The sequence below is a fragment of the Solimonas variicoloris DSM 15731 genome, from assembly GCF_000382285.1.
GTDB classification, from domain to species: Bacteria; Pseudomonadota; Gammaproteobacteria; order Nevskiales; family Nevskiaceae; genus Solimonas; species Solimonas variicoloris.
The window spans coordinates 299,376-319,721 of sequence record NZ_KB907927.1 but is presented as its reverse complement, the minus strand read 5'-3'; the positions used below and the strand labels follow the sequence as shown (position 1 = coordinate 319,721).

Sequence of the window (20,346 nt, the reverse complement as noted above, 5' to 3'; positions counted from 1 at the left end):
CGCTGGCCGGCTTCAAGCGAGCAGCATCTCGCGCGTCACCAGTGTGACACCGCCTTCGCTGACGTGGAACAGGCGGGCATCGCGCTCGCGGTCTTCGCCGATCACGGTGCCGTCCGGCAGCTCGCAGCCTTCGTCGATGATCGCCTTGCGCACGCGGCAGTTGCGGCCGACGCGCACGTCGGGCAGCAGCAGCGTTTCTTCGATCCGGCTGCCGCTGTCGACGCGCACGCGCGAGAACAGCACGCTGCGTCGGACCTGGGCGCCGGAGACGATGCAGCCGCCGCTGATCAGCGAGTCGGTCGCGCAGCCGCGCCGCTCGGGATCGTCGAACACGAACTTGGCCGGCGGCACCTGCGGCGTGTGCGTCCAGATCGGCCATTCCTCGTCGTAGAGGTTCAGCTCCGGCGTGACGTCGGTCAGCTCGAGATTCGCCTGCCAGTAGGCGTCGACGGTGCCGACGTCGCGCCAGTAGCCCTGCCGCGCCGGATCGTAGAGATCGGTGAATTCGTAGGCGTAGACGCCGCCTTCGGCGATCGCCGAAGGCACCACGTCCTTGCCGAAGTCGTGGCTCGACTCGGCGATGCCGGCGTCGCGCAGCAGCCAGCGCAGCAGGAAGTGGGCGTCGAACACGTAGATGCCCATGCTGGCGAGCGCGCGGTCCGGCTTGCCGGGAATCGGCTGCGGGTCGCGCGGCTTTTCGTCGAAGCGGCGCACGCGGGTGTTCTCGTCGATCTGCATGACGCCGAAGGCGCTGGCCTCCTGCAGCGGTACCTCCAGGCAGCCGACCGTGATCATCGCGCCGGTGCGTGCGTGGTGCGCGAGCATGCGGCCGTAGTCCATCTTGTAGACGTGATCGCCGGCGAGGATCAGCACGTAGGCCGGCTGGTGTTCCTTGATGAAGTCGAGATTCTGGTAGACGGCGTCGGCGGTGCCGGCGTACCACGAGGCGATCTCGCCGCGCTGCTCGGCCGGCAGCAACTCGACGAACTCGCCGAGCTGGCCGCGCAGGAAGCTCCAGCCCAGCTGCAGCGGCCGCAGCAGTGAATTGCTCTTGTACTGGGTCAGCACGCCGATGCGGCGGATGCCGCTGTTGATGCAGTTCGACAGCGTGAAGTCGATGATGCGGAACTTGCCGCCGAACGGCACCGCCGGCTTGGCGCGCGCCGAGGTCAGCTGCATCAGACGGGTGCCGCGTCCGCCGGCCATCACCAGCGCGAGCGTCTCGCGTGTCAGGCGGCTGACGAAGCGTGTTTCGCGGTTACCGGTCATGCGGACTCCCGTATCTGGATTCGCCGAGCGAAGACGCAAGCACAACGCAGGCCACGACCCGTCGCCGTGCGGCTGCGTACCGAACTATCGCGCGTCCGCGGGTGAAAGGAAATTCGCGGCGCCTCGGGTCGGCGCGCCAGCCGCGCTCTAAACTATGCGGATTGCGCTCGACGATGAAGTCCTAGCACGATCCGAACCAAGCCCATGAACGTCCTGCACGCGGCCTCCGAATGTTTTCCGCTGGTCAAGACCGGCGGGCTCGCCGACGTCATCGGCGCGCTGCCGCCGGCGCAGCGTGCGCTCGGCTGCGACGCCCGCGTCGTGCTGCCCGCCTACCGCGGCCTGCAGGGGCGCCTGGCGCAGCGGCGCGCGCTCGGCACGCTGACGGCGCACAGCCGCACGCTCGAGCTGTGGTGCGGCACGCTCGACGAGCGGCCGGTGTATCTGGTCGCCGACGCCGGGCTCTACGAGCGCGACGGCGATCCGTACCGCGATGCCGCAGGCGTGGAATTTGCCGACAACGCCCTGCGTTTCGCCTGCTTTGCGCAGGCGGTCGCCGCGCTCGGTCGCGGCTTCGACGCGGACTTCGCGCCGGACGTCGTCCACCTGCACGACTGGCAGGCGGCGCTCGCCGCGCCCTGGCTGCGTTCGGCGCAGCCGCGTCCGGCGCTGGTCTACACGATCCACAACCTCGCTTATCAGGGCCAGTTCGAGCGGGCGCAGTACCAGGCGCTGCAACTGCCGGAGGCCTGGTGGACGCCGGACGGCCTGGAGTTCTGGGGGCGCTGGTCGTGCATGAAGGCCGGCATCGTCTACAGCGATGCGCTGACCACGGTCAGCCCGAGCTACGCGCGCGAGATCCAGACGCCCGAGTACGGCCATGGCCTCGACGGCGTGCTGCGCTGGCGCGCCGCGGTGCTGCGCGGCATCACCAACGGCATCGACACCGAGATCTGGGATCCGCGCCGCGATCCCTTGATCGAGCGCCGCTACGGCCTCGACGACGTCGCCGCCGGCAAGGCTGCCAACAAATACCTGCTGCAGGCCGAACTGGGCCTCGCGCCGGGCGACTGGCCGCTGGTCGTGTTCATCGGCCGGCTCGCCGAGCAGAAGGGCGCCGACCTGATCGCCGCCGCGCAGGACGAGCTGCTGCAGCTGCCGGCGCAGTACGCGCTGCTGGCCAGCGGCGACGCCGCGCTGCAGCGCCGGCTGCAGGACTTCGCCGCACGCGCACCGGCCGGCCGCGTCGCCTTGCGCATCGCCCACGACGAGCGCCTGTCGCACCGCCTCAATGCCGCCGCCGACCTGGTGCTGATGCCGTCGCGCTTCGAGCCCTGCGGCCTCAACCAGATGTACGCGCAGCGCTATGGCGCGATCCCGGTCGTGCGCCGCACTGGCGGCCTGATCGATACCGTGGTCGATGCCGACGCCGCGAGCCTCGCCGACGGCCGCGCCAGCGGCGTGCTGTTCAATGATGCCGATGCCGGCGGCCTGCTCTACGGCGTGCGCCGCGCGCTGCAGCTTTACGAGCAGGCCGATACGCGCGCCCGCCTGCGCCACGCCGGCATGACGCGTGACTTCTCGTGGCGCGCTTCGGCGCAAGCCTATCTTTCGCTGTATCGCGGCCTCGCCGCCGGAGACACGACGCCATGAAGCCGACGACCCGCGCCATTCGCATTCATGCCCACGGCGGCCCGGACGCGCTGCAGTGGGACACGCTCGAGCTCGCGCCGCCGGGGCCGGGCGAGGTGCTGATCCGCCACGAGGCGATCGGCCTGAACTACATCGACACCTATCACCGCAGCGGCCTGTACCCGGTGGCGCTGCCGTCCGCGCTCGGCACGGAAGGCGCCGGACGCATCGTCGCGGTCGGCGCCGGCGTGCAGGGCTTCGCGATCGGCGACCGCGTCGCCTACGGTGGCACTGGGCCGCTCGGCGCCTATGCCGAGCAGCGTCTGTTTCCGGCGGCCTGCCTGGTGCGCCTGCCGGACGACATCGACATGCGCACGGCGGCGGCGATGATGCTGCAGGGCATGACGGCCGAGTACCTGCTGCGCCGCCTGTATCCGGTGCAGCGCGGCCAGACTGTGCTGCTGCACGCCGCCGCCGGCGGCGTCGGCCTGATCGCGACGCAGTGGCTCAAGCACCTCGGCGCGACCGTGATCGGGACCGTCGGCAGCGAGGAAAAAGCGCAGCTGGCGCGCGCGCACGGCTGCGATCACGTCATCCACTACCGCGACGAGGACGTCGCCGCCCGCGTGCGCGAGCTGACCGGCGGCCATGGCGTGCCGGTGGTCTATGACGGCGTCGGCCGCGACACCTTCGCCGCCTCGCTCGACAGCCTCGCGCCGCGCGGCATGCTGGTCAGCTTCGGCAATGCCTCGGGCGCGGTCGAGCCGGTCTCGCCGGGCCTGCTGGCGAGCAAGGGCTCGCTGTTCCTGACGCGGCCGCGACTCGTCGACTACATCGCCACGCCGGCCGAGCTGGCCGCCTGCGCGAACGCGCTGTTCGACGTCGTGCGCCGCGGCGCCGTGCGCATCGCGATCGGCCAGACCTACGCGCTGCGCGACGCGGCGCAGGCGCATCGCGATCTCGAGGCGCGGCGCACGCACGGCTCGACGGTGCTGCTGCCGTAGGCGTGGCGGCCGCGCCCGACGCGCTGCGGGCGGCGGCGATGCCCGGCGCCGCCGAGCAGGGGGGCGGCGCGCCGCGCCGATGCCGGTCGGCGCCTACAGGCCGCCGCAGCCGAGCAGGCCGCCGTCGACGGTCAGCGTCGTGCCGGTGACGTAGCTGGCCGCGTCGGAGGCCAGGAACAGCACCGCCGGGGCGATCTCCTGCGGCTGCGCCATGCGGCCGAGCGGGATCATCTGCAGCGCCGGCTTGAGGATCTGCTCGTTCCGGGTCAGCGCCGACGCGAACTTGGTGTCGGTGAGGCCCGGCAGCACGGCGTTGACGCGCACGTTCCAGGCCGCGCATTCCTTGGCGAAGGCCTGCGTCATGTTGATGACGGCGGCCTTGGTGATCGAGTAGATGCCCTGGTAGAGACCCGGCTTGACGCCGTTGATGCTGGCGATGTTGACGATCGCGCCGCCGCCGTGCTGCTTCATCTGCCGGGCGGCGAGCGAGGACAGCTCGAAGTAGCCGCGCAGATTGACCTGCACGGTCTTGTCGACCATCGCCATCGGCGTCTCGGCGATATGGCCGAAGTGCGGATTGGTCGCGGCATTGTTGACGAGGATGTCGAGCCGGCCGAGCGCGGCGACGGTCTCGGCGACGAGCCGCTGCAGATCCTCGCTGACGCCGCCGTGCGCGGCGATCGCGCTGGCCTTGCCGCCGGCGGCGGCGATCTCGTCACGCACCTTTTCGAGATCCTCGATCTTGCGCGACGCGAGCACCACGTGCGCGCCCTGTTCGGCGAGCAGGCGGGCAGTGGCGGCGCCGATGCCGCGCGAAGCGCCGGTGACGATGGCGACGCGACCGGCGAGATCGAACAGGCGGGTGGACATGCAGGCTTCTCCTCTCGGGATGGATTCTGCCCGCGATTCTATGAAACCGCCGCCGGCGCCGCCGTTCCGGGCCCGGCGAGCGTGCCGGCGGCCGCTCCGCGTATCAAAAGCGGGCAGACGATCATGCCGCCGATCGCGACTGGTCCGGCGACGTCGCTCGGCAAGCGCTGGCCGATGGTTTTCGCCAGCCGGCGTTCGCGCAGCGGCTCATCGCCAACGGGGATCGGCGTCTGACGCACGGCAGGCTCGGGCGATGCCGCAGCGACGGCGGCCCGGCCTGGAACGCGGCGGCGGCCGTGCGCCGCCGCGTGGTGCGGCTTTGCCGGGCTCGAGCGCCGCGGTGCGCGGCTTACTGGACCTGGACGCTGCCCTTCAGGCTCTGGCCGAGCGTCCGGTTCTGCGCGTCCGCCAGGCCGGCGTCGACGACGAGCTGGTAGCGACCGTTGCGGGCCACCGGGAACAGCAGCATGGCCTTGTTGTTGGCGCTGACTTCCCAGCTGCCGGCGACGCGCTTGCCGTTCGCATCGAGCACGCGGATGTGCTGGTTAGCGCTGCCGGCGTCGCCGAACGGGCCGTTGCCCATCACCACGACCGCGCGCCGGTAGGCGGCGGAACCGGCGTAGACGATCTGCAGGCCGCTGCCGCTGCCGGACTGCCACCACGGCGAGGCGTTGAGGTCGCGCTTGGCGTCGGCGCCGGCCTTCTTCGCCGGCGCCGGGCGCGCCTTGGCGGCCGGCTTGGCCGCCGCCGGCTTCTCGGCCGGGGCAGGCGCGGCTTCCGTTGCCGCAGCGGGTGCCGGCTCGGGCGCGGCGGCCGGCGCGGCGGCCGCGACTTCGGTCGCGGGCGCCGGCTCGGCTTCAGGCGCCGGCGGTGCGGTCGCGGTCTCGGTCGCTCCGGACGGCGCGGCAGGCGCCGCCGCGTCGTCGGTGTTGACTGCCGGGCCGCTCGGCGCCGTCTCGGCCGCGCCGGCCTGCGCGGCGCCCGGGGTCGCGGTCGCAGCGGCCACGTCGGCCGGCGACTGCAGCGTGCCGGAGAACACCGTGTCGGCCGGCAGCAGGCCCTCCAGCGTCACTTCCGTCTTGTGATGCGGCAGCAGCAGCTCCAGGCCGACATAAGTGCCGACGCCGACGACGACCGCGAGCGCGGCGATCTTCCAGCCTTTCGTCATGAATGACCCCAACCGATGTGTTTCGTTTGAAATATGGTGAGCGGACGATGCCGCGGCGCCATCTGCGTGCGTCCCGCAGGCGGGCTTGCCGTCCGGGCGCGGTCGTCATGCGTCGGTCTGTCCCGGAAGAGTCGGACCGCCGCGGGCGGCTCACTATCGTTGCACTCCCGGCGGGCGTCAATGGCGTTTGCGTCGCACCGCAGTGGTGGCGCTGCGCTGTCGGCTGGACCAGGTGCTTGCCATAATCGCAGCCTTCGCATTTTGTCCATTTCCTCGACCCCTTCTGCGTCCGGACCCGTCACGATGAACGACCGTTACCTCGAATTCACGCATTCCTCCTTCGGCAAGAGCCTGGCGGCGATGATCGGCCTGCCGACGCCGCCGCGCCTGAAGCGTGCCGACGGTCCGTGGGAGTCGCAGCCGCTCGACGGCAAGCCGGTGCTGGTCGGTTCGAGCCGTGGCGCGACCCTGGTCGGCCCGCTGCTGTCCGCCCTGAGCGGCGCCGGCGCGACGCTGCGCATCGTGCCCGAGCATTCCGGTCTGGCGCCGCTGAAGGAAGCCGCCGCGGCGCAGCGCGTCACCGTGCACGGCAATCCGGCCGAAGGCGCCGGCGAGCCGCGCAACCACGCGGTGGTGTTCGACGCCTCCGGCCTGTCGTCGCCGGCGCAGCTGCGCGAGCTCTACGATTTCGTGCAGCCGGTGCTGCGCGGCATCGCCGCCAACGGCCGCATCCTGCTGCTGTCGCGCGCGCCCGAGTCGCTGCAGGACGTCGCCGCCAAGACCGCGTCGACGGCGCTGCGCGGCTTCATCCGCTCGCTCGGCAAGGAAGTCGGCAAGAACGGCACGACCGCCAATCTGATCGAGGTGCCGACCGGCGCCGACGAGGCGATCGATCCGGTGCTGCGCTTCTTCCTGACGCCGCATTCGGCCTACATCTCCGGCCAGGTGCTGCCGCTGGCGGCGCCGCAGACGCGCGGCGTCGCGCTGCCGGGCAGCCTCGAAGGCAAGATCGCGCTGGTCACCGGCGCCGCGCGCGGCATCGGCGCGTCGATCGCCGAGACGCTGGCGCGTGAAGGCGTCAAAGTCATCGGCATGGACCATCCGTCGGCCGAAGGCGGCCTCGGCGAGACCATGGCCAAGATCGGCGGCGTCGGTCTGGCGCTCGACGTCACCGCGCCGGACGCGGCCAGCCGCATCGCGGCCGAGGTCGGCAAGAACTTCGGCGGCCTCGATATCGTCGTCCACAACGCCGGCATCACGCGCGACAAGATGCTGCGCAACATGCCGGCGCACTTCTGGGACATGGTGCTGAACATCAATCTCGGCGCGATCCTGAAGATCAACGAGGGCCTGCTCAAGGAAGGCTTCCGCGATGGCGCACGCGTGGTCTGCATTTCGTCGATCGGCGGCATCGGCGGCAACGCCGGCCAGACCAACTACGGCGCGACCAAGGCCGGCGTGATCGGCTACGTCGACGCCATGGCCTCGACCTTCGCGCGCCGCGGCGGCGCGATCAACGCGGTGGCGCCGGGCTTCATCGAGACGGCGATGACGGCGGCGATGCCGTTCGGCCCGCGCGAAGTCGGCCGTCGCATCAACTCGCTGTCGCAGGGCGGCCTGCCGCAGGATATCGCCGAGGCGGTGACGTTCTTCGCTTCGCCGGCGGCCAGCGCGGTCAACGGTCGCACGCTGCGCGTCTGCGGCCAGAACTTCTTCGGCCAGTAGGCCGCCGCCCTCCCGCGCCGTGCGCCGCCCCGCCGCTGGCCGGGCGGCGCCGGCGGCGGGGCGGGCAGGGCCTCGAGTCGGTTATGCTTGGCGCCCCGTACCGGTGCGTGCCAGGGTGGCGGACCTTCGAAGCCCGTCGCCACCCGCACCGCAGAACCGCGAGAACGCTTTGAAGTCCCCTCAATACGTACTGGAACGGATCGCCGAGTCGAAGCTGCCGACGCCGTTCGCCGAATTCCGGATCACCGTTTTCCGCGCCGCGGACGGCAAGGAGCACGTCGTCATCGCGCTCGGCGAGCTGTCCGGTCCGCCGCCGCTGATTCGCGTCCACTCCGAATGCCTGACCGGCGATGCGCTGTTCTCGCTGCGCTGCGACTGCGGCGCGCAGCTGAAGACGGCGCTGCAGAAGATCGCCGAGGAAGGCCGCGGCGCCGTGCTTTACTTGCGCCAGGAAGGCCGCGGCATCGGCCTCGGCAACAAGATCCGCGCCTATGAGCTGCAGGACCGCGGCGCCGACACGGTCGAGGCCAATCACCAGCTCGGCTTTCCGGCCGACGCCCGCGAGTACGGCCTGGCCGTCGAGCTGCTGCGCCGTCTCGACCTGTGCCACATCCGGCTGATGACCAACAACCCGCGCAAGCTCGACGCGCTGCGCCGCGATGGCGTCGAGATCGTCGAGCGCGTGCCGCTGGAAAGCGGCCGCAATCCGTACAACGAGCGCTACCTCGACGCCAAGGCCGCCAAGCTCGGCCATCTGTTCACGCCGCACTGAACCGGCGCGTGGCCGGCCGTGCCGGCCGCCACGGCCGACTGACTGCCGCTCGCCGCGCCGGCCGCAGCTGCGCCGATGCGGCCCGCCCCCGATCGGAAGACTGACCCATGTACGCCGCCGCCCGCTCGCTGCTGTTCCGACTCGACGCCGAACGCGCGCACGAACTGACGCTCGAGACGCTGCGCCGTGCGCCGGCGCTGGCGACGCTGCCGTTCGCGCGCGCGCCGGTCGACGATCCGGTCGAACTGCTCGGCCTGCGCTTTGCCAACCGCGTCGGACTCGCCGCCGGCCTCGACAAGAACGGCGAGTGCCTGCGCGCCTGGAGCCGGCTCGGCTTCGGCTTCGTCGAGATCGGCACGGTGACGCCGCGACCGCAGCCGGGCAATCCGCGGCCGCGCATGTTCCGCCTGCCGGAGCACGAGGCGATCATCAACCGGCTCGGCTTCAACAACAAAGGTGTCGACTACCTGCTCGAACGCGTCGCCGAGAGCGATTACCGCGGCGTGCTCGGCATCAACATCGGCAAGAACTTCGACACGCCGATCGAGCGCGCCGCCGACGATTATCTGATCGGCCTGCGCAAGGTCTATCGGGCGGCGAGCTACGTCACTGTCAACATCTCCTCGCCGAACACCAAGAACCTGCGCGAGCTGCAGAGCGAGGACAAGCTGCGCGAGCTGCTGACGCAGCTGAAGGCCGAGGCCGAGCGCCTCGCGCAGCAGCACGGCAAGCACACGCCGCTGCTGGTCAAGATCGCCCCGGACGTCGATGACGAGCAGCTCGATGCGATCGCGCGCGTCGCGCGCGAGGCCGGCATCGCCGGCCTGATCGCGACCAACACCACGATCACCCGGCCGGGGCTCGAAGCCGATCCGCGCGCCCGCGAGGCCGGCGGCCTGTCCGGCGCGCCGCTGCGGCCGCTCGCCGATCGCACGCTCGCCGCCCTGCGCGCGCGCGTCGGGACGGACTTCGCGCTGATCGGTGTCGGTGGCATCACCAGCGCCGAGGGTGCGCGCGCCAAGCGGGCCGCGGGCGCCGATCTCGTGCAGATCTATACCGGCTTCATCTATCGCGGTCCCGCGCTGGTGCACGACTGCGCGCAGGCCCTGCAGGCGGCTCGCCGCTAGCGCCGGCGCGCGTCAGACGCTGTCATCGAAAAGCGGTTGCCGCTGTCGTCGCGAATCCTATAGAGTCGCGCGATCAGCAGGCGGGTGACAATCAACAAGCTGAGCAGGACGGAACGCTGCACGCGTTCTCAATCGCGTCCAACTTTGGGAGTCTGACATGCGCTTCAAACGGGGATTTGCGGGCGGGGTGTGCGCGGCGCTGGCCATCGGCTGGGCGGGCGCGGCGGCGGCGGTGACGACGGAGGGCCATGACATTCCGTACGTCGGTGCCGGCTACGTTTACGAGATTCCGGATTCGGCGCGCGATTCCGACAACGGTCAGGGCTTCCAGCTGCAGTTCGGCTGGCCGCTCAGCGAGTACGGTCACCAGAACCTGTCGGCGGAAGTGACGGTGCACAGCCTCAAGCGCGACCGCGATCTCGATGGCAAGAGCGACTACCAGACCGGCCTGCTGCTCGATCTGGTCTACGACTTCGGCCAGCAGGGCTTCGGCAATTTCGGCGGCGGCTACCAGTTCAAGCCCTTCGTGCTCGGCGGCTTCGGCGTGGTGCAGAACGACGTGCTCGGCGATCGCCACGAACACTTCGGCCTCAACGTCGGCGGCGGCGTGCTGCTGCCGCTCGGCTGGAACGGTCTGGCGGCCCGCGTCGAGGCGCGCGCGCTCGGCCAGTTCGACGACCAGAGCACTGACAAGAACTTCCTGCTCGACTACCGCTTCACGGCGGGTCTGCAGCTGCCGCTGTTCTTCCTGTTCAATGAGCCGGCGCACGAAGTGTCTGCCCCTCAGGAATGCGAGCTCGCGGTGGTCGATCCGGTCACCGGGCGCAGCGACTGCGGCGTCGATTCCGATCGCGACGGCGTGCTCGACGGCGCCGACCTGTGCCCGGGCACGGCGGCCGGCACGCCGGTCGACGGCCACGGCTGCCCGGTCACCGGCGACACGCCGGCGACGCCGGGCGACGAGGACGGCGACGGCGTGCCCGACGAGGTCGACCAGTGCCCGAGCACGCGCCGCGGTCTGAGCGTCGACGCCAGCGGCTGCATGGTCGCGCAGTCGCTGACGATGAGCGGCGTGCAGTTCGACAACAACACGGCAATCCTCACCGACGAAGCGCGCAAGCTGCTCGACGAAGTCGCGGCGACGCTCAAGAACCAGGGCGGCGTCAACGTGCAGATCGTCGGCAACACCGACAACGTCGGCGATCGCGCCTACAACCTGATGCTGTCGCAGGAGCGCGCCGAGTCGGTGCGCCAGTACCTGATCGCGCGCGGCATCGACGGCAGCCGCCTGGTCGCCACCGGCCACGGTCCGTTCTATCCGGTCGCGTCGAACGACACGGCCGAGGGCCGCGCCAAGAACCGCCGCGTCGAGTTCAAGCTGATCGTCGAGTAGGCACGCCGGGATCGATCGATGCGCGGCCTTCGCGAGACGGCCGCGCATTTTTTTGCGAATGCATTTTCAGTCTGCTGACGGGCAGGGAAAGCAAATGAACAAGTGGTTATGGACGGCCCTGCTGAGCTGCACGCTCGCGGCCTGCGGCGGATCGAGCGGCGGCGGCGAATCGGGCACGGGCAAGGCGCGCTTCATCGCGCTCGGCGATACCGGCGCGCCGGCCCCGGACGGCGAGGCGGACAACGTCGCCAAGGTCGTCGCCGCGGTTTGCGCGCAGCGCGGCTGTGACTTCGCGACGATGGCCGGCGACAACATCTACGAGACCGGCGCCGATTCGGCCGACGATCCGATCTTCCAGGCGGCGTTCGAGACGCCGTATCAGGATCTCGACTTTCCGTTCTTCGTCGCGCTCGGCAACCACGACAACTCGCTGGCGATCCCCGGCGGCGGGGGCGCCAACGCGCGCGGCGACGCCCAGGTCGATTACGCGATGTCGGCGCACAATGCCGCCGGCAAGTGGGTGATGCCGGCGCGCTACTACAGCGTGACCTGGCCGCGCGACGCCAGCACGCCGCTGGCCGAGTTCTTCGTCATCGACTCCTCGCCGATCACGCACTATCTCGACGATCCGAATGCCGAGTGGCGCGGCGACGCGCTGCAGGCCTACATCGCCGAGCAGCAGACCTTCCTGCAGGACGGCATGGCGGCGAGCCAGGCGCGCTGGAAGTTCGCGCTCGCGCATCACCCGTACATTTCCAACGGCGACCACGGCAACGCCGGCGACTACGAGCGCGGCTCGGGCGCCGACATCTGCGTGCTGCAGGGCGTGCTGGTCAGCGGCAGCTGCCGCGGTGCCGACTACAAGGCCTTCCTCGAACAGACCATCTGCGATCAGGCCGACATCTTCCTCAACGGCCACGATCACAACCTCTACTGGCTCAAGCCGGTCGCCGGCTGCGGCAAGACCCAGCACATCCTGTCCGGCGCCGGTTCGAAGGCGCGCTCGACGCTCGACGCGGCGCGCAACGAGGCCTACTTCCAGACCGGCGACAGCTTCGGCTTCTTCTGGATCGAGCTCGACGGCGACACCGCGCGCGTCGCCGTCTACACGGTCAAGGCGGGCGGCGAGCCGGCGCAGGTCGACGCCGCCGGCCGTCCGGCGCCGGCCTACGAGATGAGCTTCCGGCGCCAGGCCAGCTGAGCCGACGGTGCGCGGTTTTCTTCGCGCGGCGACCGCCGCGGCGCTGCTGACGCTCGCGGCCTGCCAGACGCAGCCGCCGCCGGTGCCGCGGGCGATCGCCGGTTCGCCGCTGTGCGTGCCGCTGCCGGCCGGCTGGCAGGCGACGCCGGGCATCGGTGCCGATCTCTACCTGCGGCCGACCGAGCACGGCCGGCCGGTGCGCGGCGCATTCCTGCTGGTGGCCCACGACGAGCCGCGGCACGCCGATCCGAGCCTGGCGTCCTACGTCGACTTCAAGCTCGAACGCGAGGCGCGCGCGAGCCCCGAGCAGACGCTGCTGCGCCGCGAGCGTCTGCGCATGTCCGGACACGAGGCGGTGCGCGTGCTGCGCCGCATGCGCGGCGTGCAGTCGACGCGCATGGTGTGGACGCAGTACGTGATCGCCGACGGCCGTGGCTGGACGCTGGTTGCCAGCTGCGAGGCGCGCGACTATCCGCGACTCAAAGGCGCGTTCCGACGCTGGCTCGACGGTGCTACCGTGGCGGGCGATGTCCGCAGCTGAGCCACCGTCCGGCGACGTGCCGTCGCCCTGTACCCGCATCTGTCGCATCGGCGCGCAGGGCCACTGCGTCGGCTGTGGCCGCGATCTCGACGAGATCGTGGCCTGGCCGCGCGCCGATGGCGACCTCAAGCTGGCAATCCGCGCGCGTGCCGCGGCCCGGCTGCGTGAACATCCCCCGACACTTTCCGATCCGGAGTCCTAAGCGATGATCGAGCGCCCCCGCGCCGAGGATTTTTCGTATTTCTTCGAACTGGCGACGCGCTGGTCCGACTGCGACATGCTCGGCCACGTCAACAACGCGCGTTTCTTTACCTTCGACGAGTCGGCCCGGCTCGACTACTTCGAGCCGCTGGTCGGCGGCGACCGCTTCGTCAACGGCGGCGGCTTCATTCTTGCGCACATCGAGTGTGACTTCCTCGAGCAGCTGCACCATCCGGCGACGGTCCGCCTCGGCTATCGGGTGCGCCGCATCGGCCGCAGCAGCATGAATACCGAGGGCGCGCTGTTCGACGGCGAGCGCCTGGTGGCGGTGACGCGCAGCGTGCTGGTCTGGTTCGACTACCGCGACAACAAGCCGCAGCCGCTGCCGGAACACGCGCGCGCCTTCATCCGCGAGCGCGAGCGCGTCGCCCCCGAAGAGGCGCGCTGAGTCACGGGGCCGGCTACAGGCGCAGCTCGGCGAGCTCGCGCGCCGGCGGCGACTCTTCCCAGAGCTGGTCGAACTGACGGCGCAGGCGCCGCGCCTCGAGCGGCGCGTGCGCGTACCAGTACGCTTCGAGATCGTCGTGGCGGCGCTTGTGCAGCAGCGCGTACTCGTCGGCGATCGCATACTCCTCGACGAGGCTGCGGCGCTCGTCGGGCAGCTCGCGCAGCTGGATGCGGCTGGGCAGGCGGCGCGCCAGCTCGACGAGGCGGTGACCGCGCTGTGCGGCGGCTTTCGGGCGGTTCAGCAGCACGCGCAGCTCGGCGTGCGGCGAGCGCAGCGCGAAGCTGCGCAGCAGCTCGACGACGCCCGGATCACTCCAGACGCGACGGTCCAGTTCCTGGCTCAGCACCCGCAGCTGCAGGTGCGCACGCGTGATCAGCTTCAGCGTCGCGCTCGCGTACGCCGCCGTGCCGTGCAGCACGGCGGCGTCCGGGGCGGGCGTCGGGGAGGCGGGCGGTGAGCCACCGTCGTTCATGGCGCGCAGCTTAGCTTGCGTGCGCGGTCCGCGGTCTCAGCGGACGCGAATGAGGGCGGTTGTGGCCGCGCAGCCCGACGGCCGGCGGCGCGAGCGCGGATGACCGGGCGCTCCGGACATCGCCGTGCGCGGTGCGGCGATGCCCGGCGCGGCGCTCAAACCGCCTTGGCCTGCTGCAGGGCGTTGCCCGTGTAGCTGGCCGGCGTCATCTGCAGCAGGCGCTGCTTCTCGGCGTCCGGCAGGTCGAGCCCGGAGACGAAATCGCGGATCGCATCGCGGCCGATCTTCTGGCCGCGCGTCAGGCGCTTGAGCTGCTCGTACGGCTCGGGCAGGCCGTAGCGGCGCATCACGGTCTGGATCGCCTCGCCGAGCACTTCCCAGTTGTGGTCGAGATCCTGGCCCATCTTCCAGGCGTCGGCTTCTAGCTTGCCGATGCCCTTCTGCGCCGACTGGTAGGCGATCAGCGCGTGAGCGACACCGACGCCGAGGTTGCGCAGCACCGTCGAGTCGGTGAGGTCGCGCTGCCAGCGCGAGATCGGCAGCTTCTCGGCGAGGTGCTGCATGATGGCGTTGGCGAGGCCGAGATTGCCTTCGGCGTTCTCGAAGTCGATCGGGTTGACCTTGTGCGGCATCGTCGAGCTGCCGACTTCGCCGGCGACCGTACGCTGCTTGAAGTAGCCGACGCTGATGTAGCCCCAGACGTCGCGGCAGAAATCGATCAGGATCGTGTTGAAGCGCGTCAGCGCGTGGAAGTACTCGGCGATGTAGTCGTGCGGCTCGATCTGCGTGGTCGCCGGGCTCTGGCCGATGCCGAGCGCGGCGATGAAGTGGCCGGTCATCGCCGGCCAGTCGACGTCCGGATAGGCGGCGTAATGCGCGTTCCAGTTGCCGACCGCGCCGTTCATCTTGCCGAGGATCTCGACCTGCGCGAACTGCTCGCGCTGGCGGCGCAGGCGCTGCGCGAACACCGCCATTTCCTTGCCGAGCGTGGTCGGCGAAGCCGGCTGGCCGTGCGTGCGCGACAGCATCGGCTGCTCGGCGTAGGCCTGGGCCAGCGCCGCGATCGAGGCGATCAGCTTGTCGAGCGCCGGCAGCAGCACCTTGTCGCGCGCGTCCTTGAGCATCAGCGCGTGCGAGAGGTTGTTGACGTCCTCGGACGTGCAGGCGAAGTGGATGAACTCCTTGATGCCGGCCAGCTCGGGATGCGAGCTGATCTTTTCCTTCAGGTAGTACTCGACGGCCTTGACGTCGTGGTTGGTCGTGTCCTCGATCGCCTTGACACGCTGCGCTTCATCGAGAGTGAAGTGGGCGGCGATCTTCTCCAGCTTCTCGTGCGCCGACGGCGACAGCGCCGGCACTTCGGGAATGCCGGCGTCGGCGGCAAGCGCTTCGAGCCAGCGGATTTCGGCGATGATGCGGTAGCGCATCAGGCCGTACTCGCTGAAGATCTCGCGCAGCTTGACGGTCTTTTCGGCGTAGCGGCCGTCGATCGGCGAAATGGCGGACAGGGACGTCAGGTTCATGAATGCAAAGGCTCGGCAGGCGGGTCGCGCGGCGGCCGGTCGGCAGGCGCAGCAGCCCCGGTGTAGGCTGGGCGCGCATTTTATCCGAGGCCGGCGCCGCGCAGGGCTTTCCGCGCGGCACGGCGGCGATCTCATTCGCATGGAGCCCTGAACGCATGGCCAAAGCCGCTTTCCGCATCGAGCACGACAGCCTCGGCGCGCTCAAGGTCCCCGCCGAGGCGCTGTGGGGCGCGCAGACGCAGCGCGCGGTCGAGAACTTCCCGGTGTCGGGTCTGGCGATGCCGCGCGCCTTCATCCGCGCGCTGGGCCTGATCAAGGCGACCGCGGCGCAGGTCAACGCCGGGCTCGGGCGCCTCGACGCGGCGCGCGCCGAGGCGATTGCCGTCGCCGCGCTCGAGGTCGCCGCCGGCCGCCACGACGCGCAGTTCCCGATCGACGTGTTCCAGACCGGCTCGGGGACTTCGACCAACATGAATGCCAACGAGGTGATCGCCCACCTCGCGGCCCGGCGCCTGCGCCAGAAGGTGCATCCGAACGATCACGTCAACTACGGGCAGAGCTCCAACGACGTGATCCCGACCGCGATCCACGTCGCCGGCGCGCTGCTCGTGCACGATCGGCTCAAGCCGGCGCTGAAGCAGCTGGCGGGCACGATCGAGCGCCGCGCGCGCCAGCTCAAGGGTGTCACCAAGACCGGCCGCACGCATCTGATGGACGCGATGCCGGTGCGCTTCGACCAGGAGCTGTCCGGCTGGGCGACGCAGATCCGCCATGGCCTCGAACGGCTCGACGCGGTGCAGCCGCGCCTGCTGCAGCTGGCGCTCGGCGGCACTGCGGTCGGCACCGGCATCAATGCCGATCCGCGCTTCGGCAAGCGCTTCGCGCGCGCGCTCGCCGCGCGCACCAGCCTGCGCTTCGTCGCCGCGGACAATTATTTCGAGGCGCTGTCGGCGCAGGACGCGGCGGTCGAGCTGTCCGGCCAGCTGAAGACCATTGCCTGCTCGCTGATGAAGATCGCCAACGATCTGCGCTGGATGAATTCCGGCCCACTCGCCGGGCTCGGCGAGATCGAGCTGCCGACGCTGCAGCCGGGCTCGTCGATCATGCCGGGCAAGGTCAATCCGGTGATTCCGGAGGCGACCTGCATGGTCTGCGCGCAGGTCATCGGCAACGACGCGACGATCACCGTCGCCGCGCAGGCCGGCAATTTCCAGCTCAACGTGATGCTGCCGGTGATCGCGCTGAACCTGCTGCAGAGCATCGAGCTCGAAGCCAGCGTCGCGACGCTGCTCGCCGAACGTGCGATCGCCGGCTTTCGCGTGCGCCGCGCGCACATCGGCGAGGCGCTGGCGAAGAATCCGATCCTGATCACCGCGCTCAACGCGCGCATCGGCTACGAGAAGGGCGCGGCGATCGCCAAGCAGGCGTACCAGGAGGGCCGGCCGATCCTCGACGTCGCGGCGCAGGCGACCGGCCTGCCGCGGGCCGAGCTGGCGCGGCTGCTGGACCCCGAAAAACTGACGCACGGCGGCGTGGAGGCCTGAAGCGGAGACGCACATGCATATCGAACGAATCGACCATCTGGTCCTCAACGTCCACGACCTGGACGCGACGATCCGCTTCTACCGCGAGGTGCTCGGCATGCGGCCGCTGCACGCCGGCGACGGCCGCCACGCGCTGGCTTTCGGCACGCAGCAGCTCAAGCTCTATCCGGTTGGCGCGCCGGCCACGCCGCACGCCGCGCATCCGACGCGCGGTTCGGCCAATCTGTGCTTCGTCAGCACCACGCCGATCAAGGAGATCGTCAGCCAGCTCGAACGCTTCGGCATCGCGATCGAGGCCGGCCCGGTCGCGCGCGCCGGCGCGCTCGGCGCGGTCGAATCGGTCTACTTCCGCGATCCGGACGGCAACCTGATCGAAGTCTCCAACTATCCGGATTGACCTCGGCGGCGCGCTGCCGGCCGCCGCAGGCGTGACGCGCGGGTCTTCGGCGCGGCGGCCGCTGGCCGCCGCGTCAGCGTCTCCAAAGGGCGTGCCGTCGCCAGCCGGCGCCCGGCAGCGCTACGCGCCGCGAAGGTGCGCACTCCCGAACGCGATCGGAACGCGGCTGGGGCACTGCCGTCGTGAGCGCGGACGGCGAGGGCCGATCGGCGGGAGACGAACGGCGCCTGGCGGGCGACGAGCGCGGCGCAGGCAATTTCGATTCCAGGCCGGCGCGCCGTCGGTCGGCGGGGCGCGGCGCTTCATCGGTGCCGGCCGGCGCCACCGTCATGCGGCCCGTACGCTGCGTCCCACGATCGAGTCCAGGGGACGGATATGTTCGGTATCAGCACACGCAAATCGGGGCCGGCGACGCCGACGCTCGAACGGCAGCCGCAGCCGTATCTGCGCATCTACGCGTCGGACTTCCACGCCCGCGACGCCGAACTGTCGCGCAACCTCTCGCTGCTGATCCCGGAAGGCCGGCGCCACGAGCTGTGCAGCGCCGCCGAGCTCGGCGCGCAGATGGTGCCGCCGGAAGCCGATTTCGTGCTGAGCCTGTTGCTCGCGCCGAGCCTGCTCGACGGCCTCGCCGACGCCGTGCTCGCCGCGCGCGCCGCCGGCCGCAGCACGACGCTGATCGTCGCCGTCACCAACGCGCAGCTGACCGCGCTCGGCGAATGGCTGACCCGGCGCGGCAACGAGAACCGCCTGGCCGGTGTGCGCCTGATGCTGGCGCCGAACGCCGAGAGCGCGGTCCGCCAGCTGCCGCAGCGCCTGATTCCGGTGATCGAGGACAACCTGATCCGCATGCCGATCTCGACCGAAGTCGAGAACTCGCCGATGCGCAATTTCTACGTGTTCAGCCCGGAACTGCAGGCGCTGGTCGCCCGCATCCGCGCCTACGCCGCGAACGGCATCCACCGCACCTATCTGCTCGGCGGCCCGGGCAGCGGCAAGACCTCGCTGGCGTTCTACTACTACCTGGTGCGCAATCGCGGCCGCTTCGTGTCCGTGAACCTCGCCGCCGAGAACACCGGCGACAAGGCGGCGGTGAAGTCGCTGCTCTGTGGCCACGTGTCCGGCGCCTTCGCCGGCAGCGGCGCGCGCACCGGCGCGTTCATGCATGCGCGCGACGGCGTCTGCTTCATCGACGAGAGCCACGGCATCACCGGTCCGGTGATGGAAGTACTGATGGAGGCTTTCGACAACGGCCAGTACCTGCCGTTCGGCGCCAGCGCCAAGCAGCCGCTCGAGTGCGCGATCGTGTTCGCGACCAATCGCAGCTGGGAGACGCTGCAGAACTCGGTGAACATCGACGAGTTCACGCGCATCGGCGCCGCCACGCTGTCGGTGCCGGAGCTGCACAAGCGCGAGGAGGACATGATCGCCGTGGTCGCGACCACGCTGGCCAAGCTCTCGGACCGCTGCACGAGCTGGACGCAGCCCAAGGGCGTCAGCGAGGAAGCGTGGCTGCGCATCAAACAGTGCCGCTGGCACGGCAACATCCGCGCGCTGGTGCGCGTGCTGGAGTCGGCCTTCGTCGACTACGGCATCCGCGGCGGCGACACCCTGATCCAGACCGAAGAGATCGATGCCGGCCTCAAGCTCTGGGAGCCGGCCAACCACCACAGCCACCAGCTCTACGCAGTGGCGTAAGCCGCAGCACGGCGGAGCGTGACGAAGGCCGGCCGGAACAGGCCGGCCTTTTTCGTTCACGGCGCTTGCGGGGCGGGCGGCACCGGTTGCGCGTCGGCATCGCTCAGGGTGGCGAGGAACGCCAGCACGGCGCCGATCTCGGCTGCGTTCCATACCGGCTCGTCGCCCTTGCGCTGGGTCAGCGGCGGATTGATGTGGTCGACGTTGTCCTGCAATGCCGGCGGCAGGTCGTCGTAGCGCTGCGGGCCGTCCGGATGCGGATACCACTGCGCCGGCCGCGCGTCGCGCTGCACGTAGAAGCGCAGCGCCGCCTCGAGCGTGTGAAAGCGGCCGTTGTGGAAGAAGGCACCGCGCGTGGCGACATTGCGCAGCGACGGCGTCTTGAACAGTCCGCACCAGGACTTCTCGTGGCGCTGGTCGGTACGCACGGGGCCGCAGAGGCCCAGGTCGTAGTAGGCCGGATCGGCGTTGGCCGGAATTTCCGGATTGCGCGGCACGCCGAGCGCTTCGAAGCTGAAATCGGTCAGCAGCGGATGCGCGCCGTTCGCGCCCATCTGCACGGGATGGCAGGCCGCGCAGTTGCCGCGCTCGCGATCGCGGAACAGCTCGAAGCCGCGCTGCTCCTGCGCGGTGAAGCGCGCCTCGCCGTCGAGCACGGCGTCGAACTTGCTGCTGTACGGCTGAAAGCTCGGATCGTCGAGCTGGAAGCGCTGCAGCGCCTGGCCGAGCGCGGCGAGGGCATCGGCCGGCCGCGTGAAGATGTCGGCGCCGAACACGCTGCGAAACTGATCGGCATAGGCGCTGCGCGACAGGCTCCGCACCACGGCTTCGGCGCTGGCATTGGCCATTTCGTTCGCCGCCAGCAGCGGAAACGCCGCCTGCTCCGCCATCGTGTCGAAGCGTCCGTCCCAGGTGAAGCCGCCGACCGGCACGTTGTCGGTGTCGGTGAGACGTTCGCGCGGATTGCCGACGTAAGTCTTGAACCAGATCGGCGTGCGCCGCAGGTAGCGCAGCGACGGCACCGCGCGGGTGCCATAGCCTTGCAGGTCGGCGCCGCCGCGCTGCACCGCCAGCGCGTTCGGCGGACCGTAGGCGTGCGCGGGATCATGGCAGCTCGCGCAGGACTGGCGCCCGGACGCCGACAGCGACGGATCGAAGAACGCCAGGCGCCCGAGTTCGGCCATCGCCGCAGGGGTTCGGGCGGCGGCGGCCGATGCCGAGGCGGCCGGCTCGCGCCCGCAGGCGACGAGCCCGAGGCCGAGCGCCGCCGCCGCGGCGCCGGCCAGAAGGCGTGCGTGCAC

At 70.5% G+C, this 20,346-nt stretch carries 20 protein-coding genes; 13 read left to right on the top strand and 7 right to left on the bottom strand.

Annotated elements, in window-relative coordinates; translation table 11 throughout:
- Positions 1 to 12: 12 nt before the first annotated feature.
- Positions 13 to 1,269, bottom strand: coding sequence for a glucose-1-phosphate adenylyltransferase (gene glgC, locus H149_RS0106150; RefSeq protein WP_020648865.1), 1,257 nt, complete (start codon positions 1,267 to 1,269; stop codon positions 13 to 15).
- A gap of 204 nt (positions 1,270 to 1,473) precedes the next feature.
- Here glgC and glgA point away from each other — a divergent pair, with 204 nt between their 5' ends.
- Positions 1,474 to 2,922: a glycogen synthase GlgA gene (gene glgA / locus H149_RS0106145; protein ID WP_020648864.1), complete on the top strand. Its 1,449-nt coding sequence runs from the start codon at positions 1,474 to 1,476 to the stop codon at positions 2,920 to 2,922.
- Entirely contained in the window at positions 2,919 to 3,905 is a 987-nt protein-coding gene (locus H149_RS0106140; protein ID WP_020648863.1) for a quinone oxidoreductase family protein, read from the top strand. Before glgA ends, H149_RS0106140 begins: the two co-directional genes overlap by 4 nt.
- 93 nt (positions 3,906 to 3,998) lie before the next feature.
- Here H149_RS0106140 and H149_RS0106135 read toward each other — a convergent pair whose 3' ends face one another.
- The 3 genes from H149_RS0106135 to H149_RS23585 all read right to left on the bottom strand — a co-directional run bounded on the left by H149_RS0106135 (position 3,999) and on the right by H149_RS23585 (position 5,943).
- A complete protein-coding gene (locus tag H149_RS0106135) occupies positions 3,999 to 4,775 on the bottom strand; it encodes an SDR family oxidoreductase (protein ID WP_020648862.1) in 777 nt (258 codons plus the stop codon).
- A gap of 38 nt (positions 4,776 to 4,813) precedes the next feature.
- Complete coding sequence (locus H149_RS23105) at positions 4,814 to 5,014, bottom strand: hypothetical protein (RefSeq protein WP_154654659.1); 201 nt, start codon at positions 5,012 to 5,014, stop codon at positions 4,814 to 4,816.
- 110 nt (positions 5,015 to 5,124) lie between these two features.
- Positions 5,125 to 5,943: a hypothetical protein gene (locus H149_RS23585; protein ID WP_051101804.1), complete on the bottom strand. Its 819-nt coding sequence runs from the start codon at positions 5,941 to 5,943 to the stop codon at positions 5,125 to 5,127.
- Between the two features lie 303 nt (positions 5,944 to 6,246).
- Here H149_RS23585 and H149_RS0106115 point away from each other — a divergent pair, with 303 nt between their 5' ends.
- The 8 genes from H149_RS0106115 (at position 6,247) to H149_RS19950 (ending at position 13,351) form a co-directional block, all read left to right on the top strand.
- The gene (locus H149_RS0106115) at positions 6,247 to 7,668 is read left to right on the top strand and encodes a 3-oxoacyl-ACP reductase (RefSeq protein WP_020648860.1); all 1,422 of its coding nucleotides are present in this window, start codon (positions 6,247 to 6,249) and stop codon (positions 7,666 to 7,668) included.
- A gap of 169 nt (positions 7,669 to 7,837) precedes the next feature.
- Positions 7,838 to 8,440, top strand: coding sequence for a GTP cyclohydrolase II (gene ribA / locus H149_RS0106110; RefSeq protein WP_020648859.1), 603 nt, complete (start codon positions 7,838 to 7,840; stop codon positions 8,438 to 8,440).
- A gap of 107 nt (positions 8,441 to 8,547) precedes the next feature.
- The gene (locus tag H149_RS0106105; RefSeq protein ID WP_020648858.1) at positions 8,548 to 9,567 is read left to right on the top strand and encodes a quinone-dependent dihydroorotate dehydrogenase; all 1,020 of its coding nucleotides are present in this window, start codon (positions 8,548 to 8,550) and stop codon (positions 9,565 to 9,567) included.
- A gap of 157 nt (positions 9,568 to 9,724) precedes the next feature.
- Positions 9,725 to 10,960 carry an OmpA family protein gene (locus H149_RS22030; protein ID WP_083930840.1) on the top strand — a complete coding sequence of 412 codons (1,236 nt, stop codon included), beginning with the start codon at positions 9,725 to 9,727 and terminating at the stop codon, positions 10,958 to 10,960.
- Positions 10,961 to 11,054: 94 nt separating this feature from the next.
- Positions 11,055 to 12,161, top strand: a complete 1,107-nt coding sequence (locus tag H149_RS0106095; RefSeq protein WP_020648856.1) for a metallophosphoesterase — start codon at positions 11,055 to 11,057, stop codon at positions 12,159 to 12,161.
- Between the two features lie 7 nt (positions 12,162 to 12,168).
- Positions 12,169 to 12,702 carry a hypothetical protein gene (locus H149_RS0106090; protein ID WP_020648855.1) on the top strand — a complete coding sequence of 178 codons (534 nt, stop codon included), beginning with the start codon at positions 12,169 to 12,171 and terminating at the stop codon, positions 12,700 to 12,702.
- A complete protein-coding gene (locus H149_RS0106085) occupies positions 12,689 to 12,904 on the top strand; it encodes a DUF1289 domain-containing protein (RefSeq protein WP_039748115.1) in 216 nt (71 codons plus the stop codon). Before H149_RS0106090 ends, H149_RS0106085 begins: the two co-directional genes overlap by 14 nt.
- A 3-nt stretch (positions 12,905 to 12,907) precedes the next feature.
- Complete coding sequence (locus tag H149_RS19950; RefSeq protein ID WP_020648853.1) at positions 12,908 to 13,351, top strand: acyl-CoA thioesterase; 444 nt, start codon at positions 12,908 to 12,910, stop codon at positions 13,349 to 13,351.
- A 13-nt stretch (positions 13,352 to 13,364) separates the two neighbouring features.
- On the opposite strand, the gene H149_RS0106075 is transcribed toward H149_RS19950, so the two are convergent.
- Together H149_RS0106075 and purB are read right to left on the bottom strand one after the other, a co-directional pair.
- Complete coding sequence (locus H149_RS0106075) at positions 13,365 to 13,829, bottom strand: DUF7931 domain-containing protein (RefSeq protein WP_154654657.1); 465 nt, start codon at positions 13,827 to 13,829, stop codon at positions 13,365 to 13,367.
- 209 nt (positions 13,830 to 14,038) lie between these two features.
- On the bottom strand, positions 14,039 to 15,406 hold the full coding sequence (purB, locus tag H149_RS0106070) for an adenylosuccinate lyase (RefSeq protein ID WP_020648851.1): 1,368 nt from the start codon (positions 15,404 to 15,406) through the stop codon (positions 14,039 to 14,041).
- A 155-nt stretch (positions 15,407 to 15,561) separates the two neighbouring features.
- Between purB and H149_RS0106065 the strand changes: the two genes are divergently transcribed.
- The 3 genes from H149_RS0106065 (at position 15,562) to H149_RS0106055 (ending at position 19,045) form a co-directional block, all read left to right on the top strand.
- Complete coding sequence (locus H149_RS0106065) at positions 15,562 to 16,950, top strand: class II fumarate hydratase (RefSeq protein ID WP_020648850.1); 1,389 nt, start codon at positions 15,562 to 15,564, stop codon at positions 16,948 to 16,950.
- Between the two features lie 13 nt (positions 16,951 to 16,963).
- The gene (locus H149_RS0106060; protein WP_020648849.1) at positions 16,964 to 17,347 is read left to right on the top strand and encodes a VOC family protein; all 384 of its coding nucleotides are present in this window, start codon (positions 16,964 to 16,966) and stop codon (positions 17,345 to 17,347) included.
- Between the two features lie 375 nt (positions 17,348 to 17,722).
- Positions 17,723 to 19,045, top strand: coding sequence for a sigma 54-interacting transcriptional regulator (locus H149_RS0106055; protein ID WP_020648848.1), 1,323 nt, complete (start codon positions 17,723 to 17,725; stop codon positions 19,043 to 19,045).
- Between the two features lie 56 nt (positions 19,046 to 19,101).
- Here H149_RS0106055 and H149_RS23100 read toward each other — a convergent pair whose 3' ends face one another.
- A complete protein-coding gene (locus tag H149_RS23100; protein WP_020648847.1) occupies positions 19,102 to 20,346 on the bottom strand; it encodes a cytochrome-c peroxidase in 1,245 nt (414 codons plus the stop codon).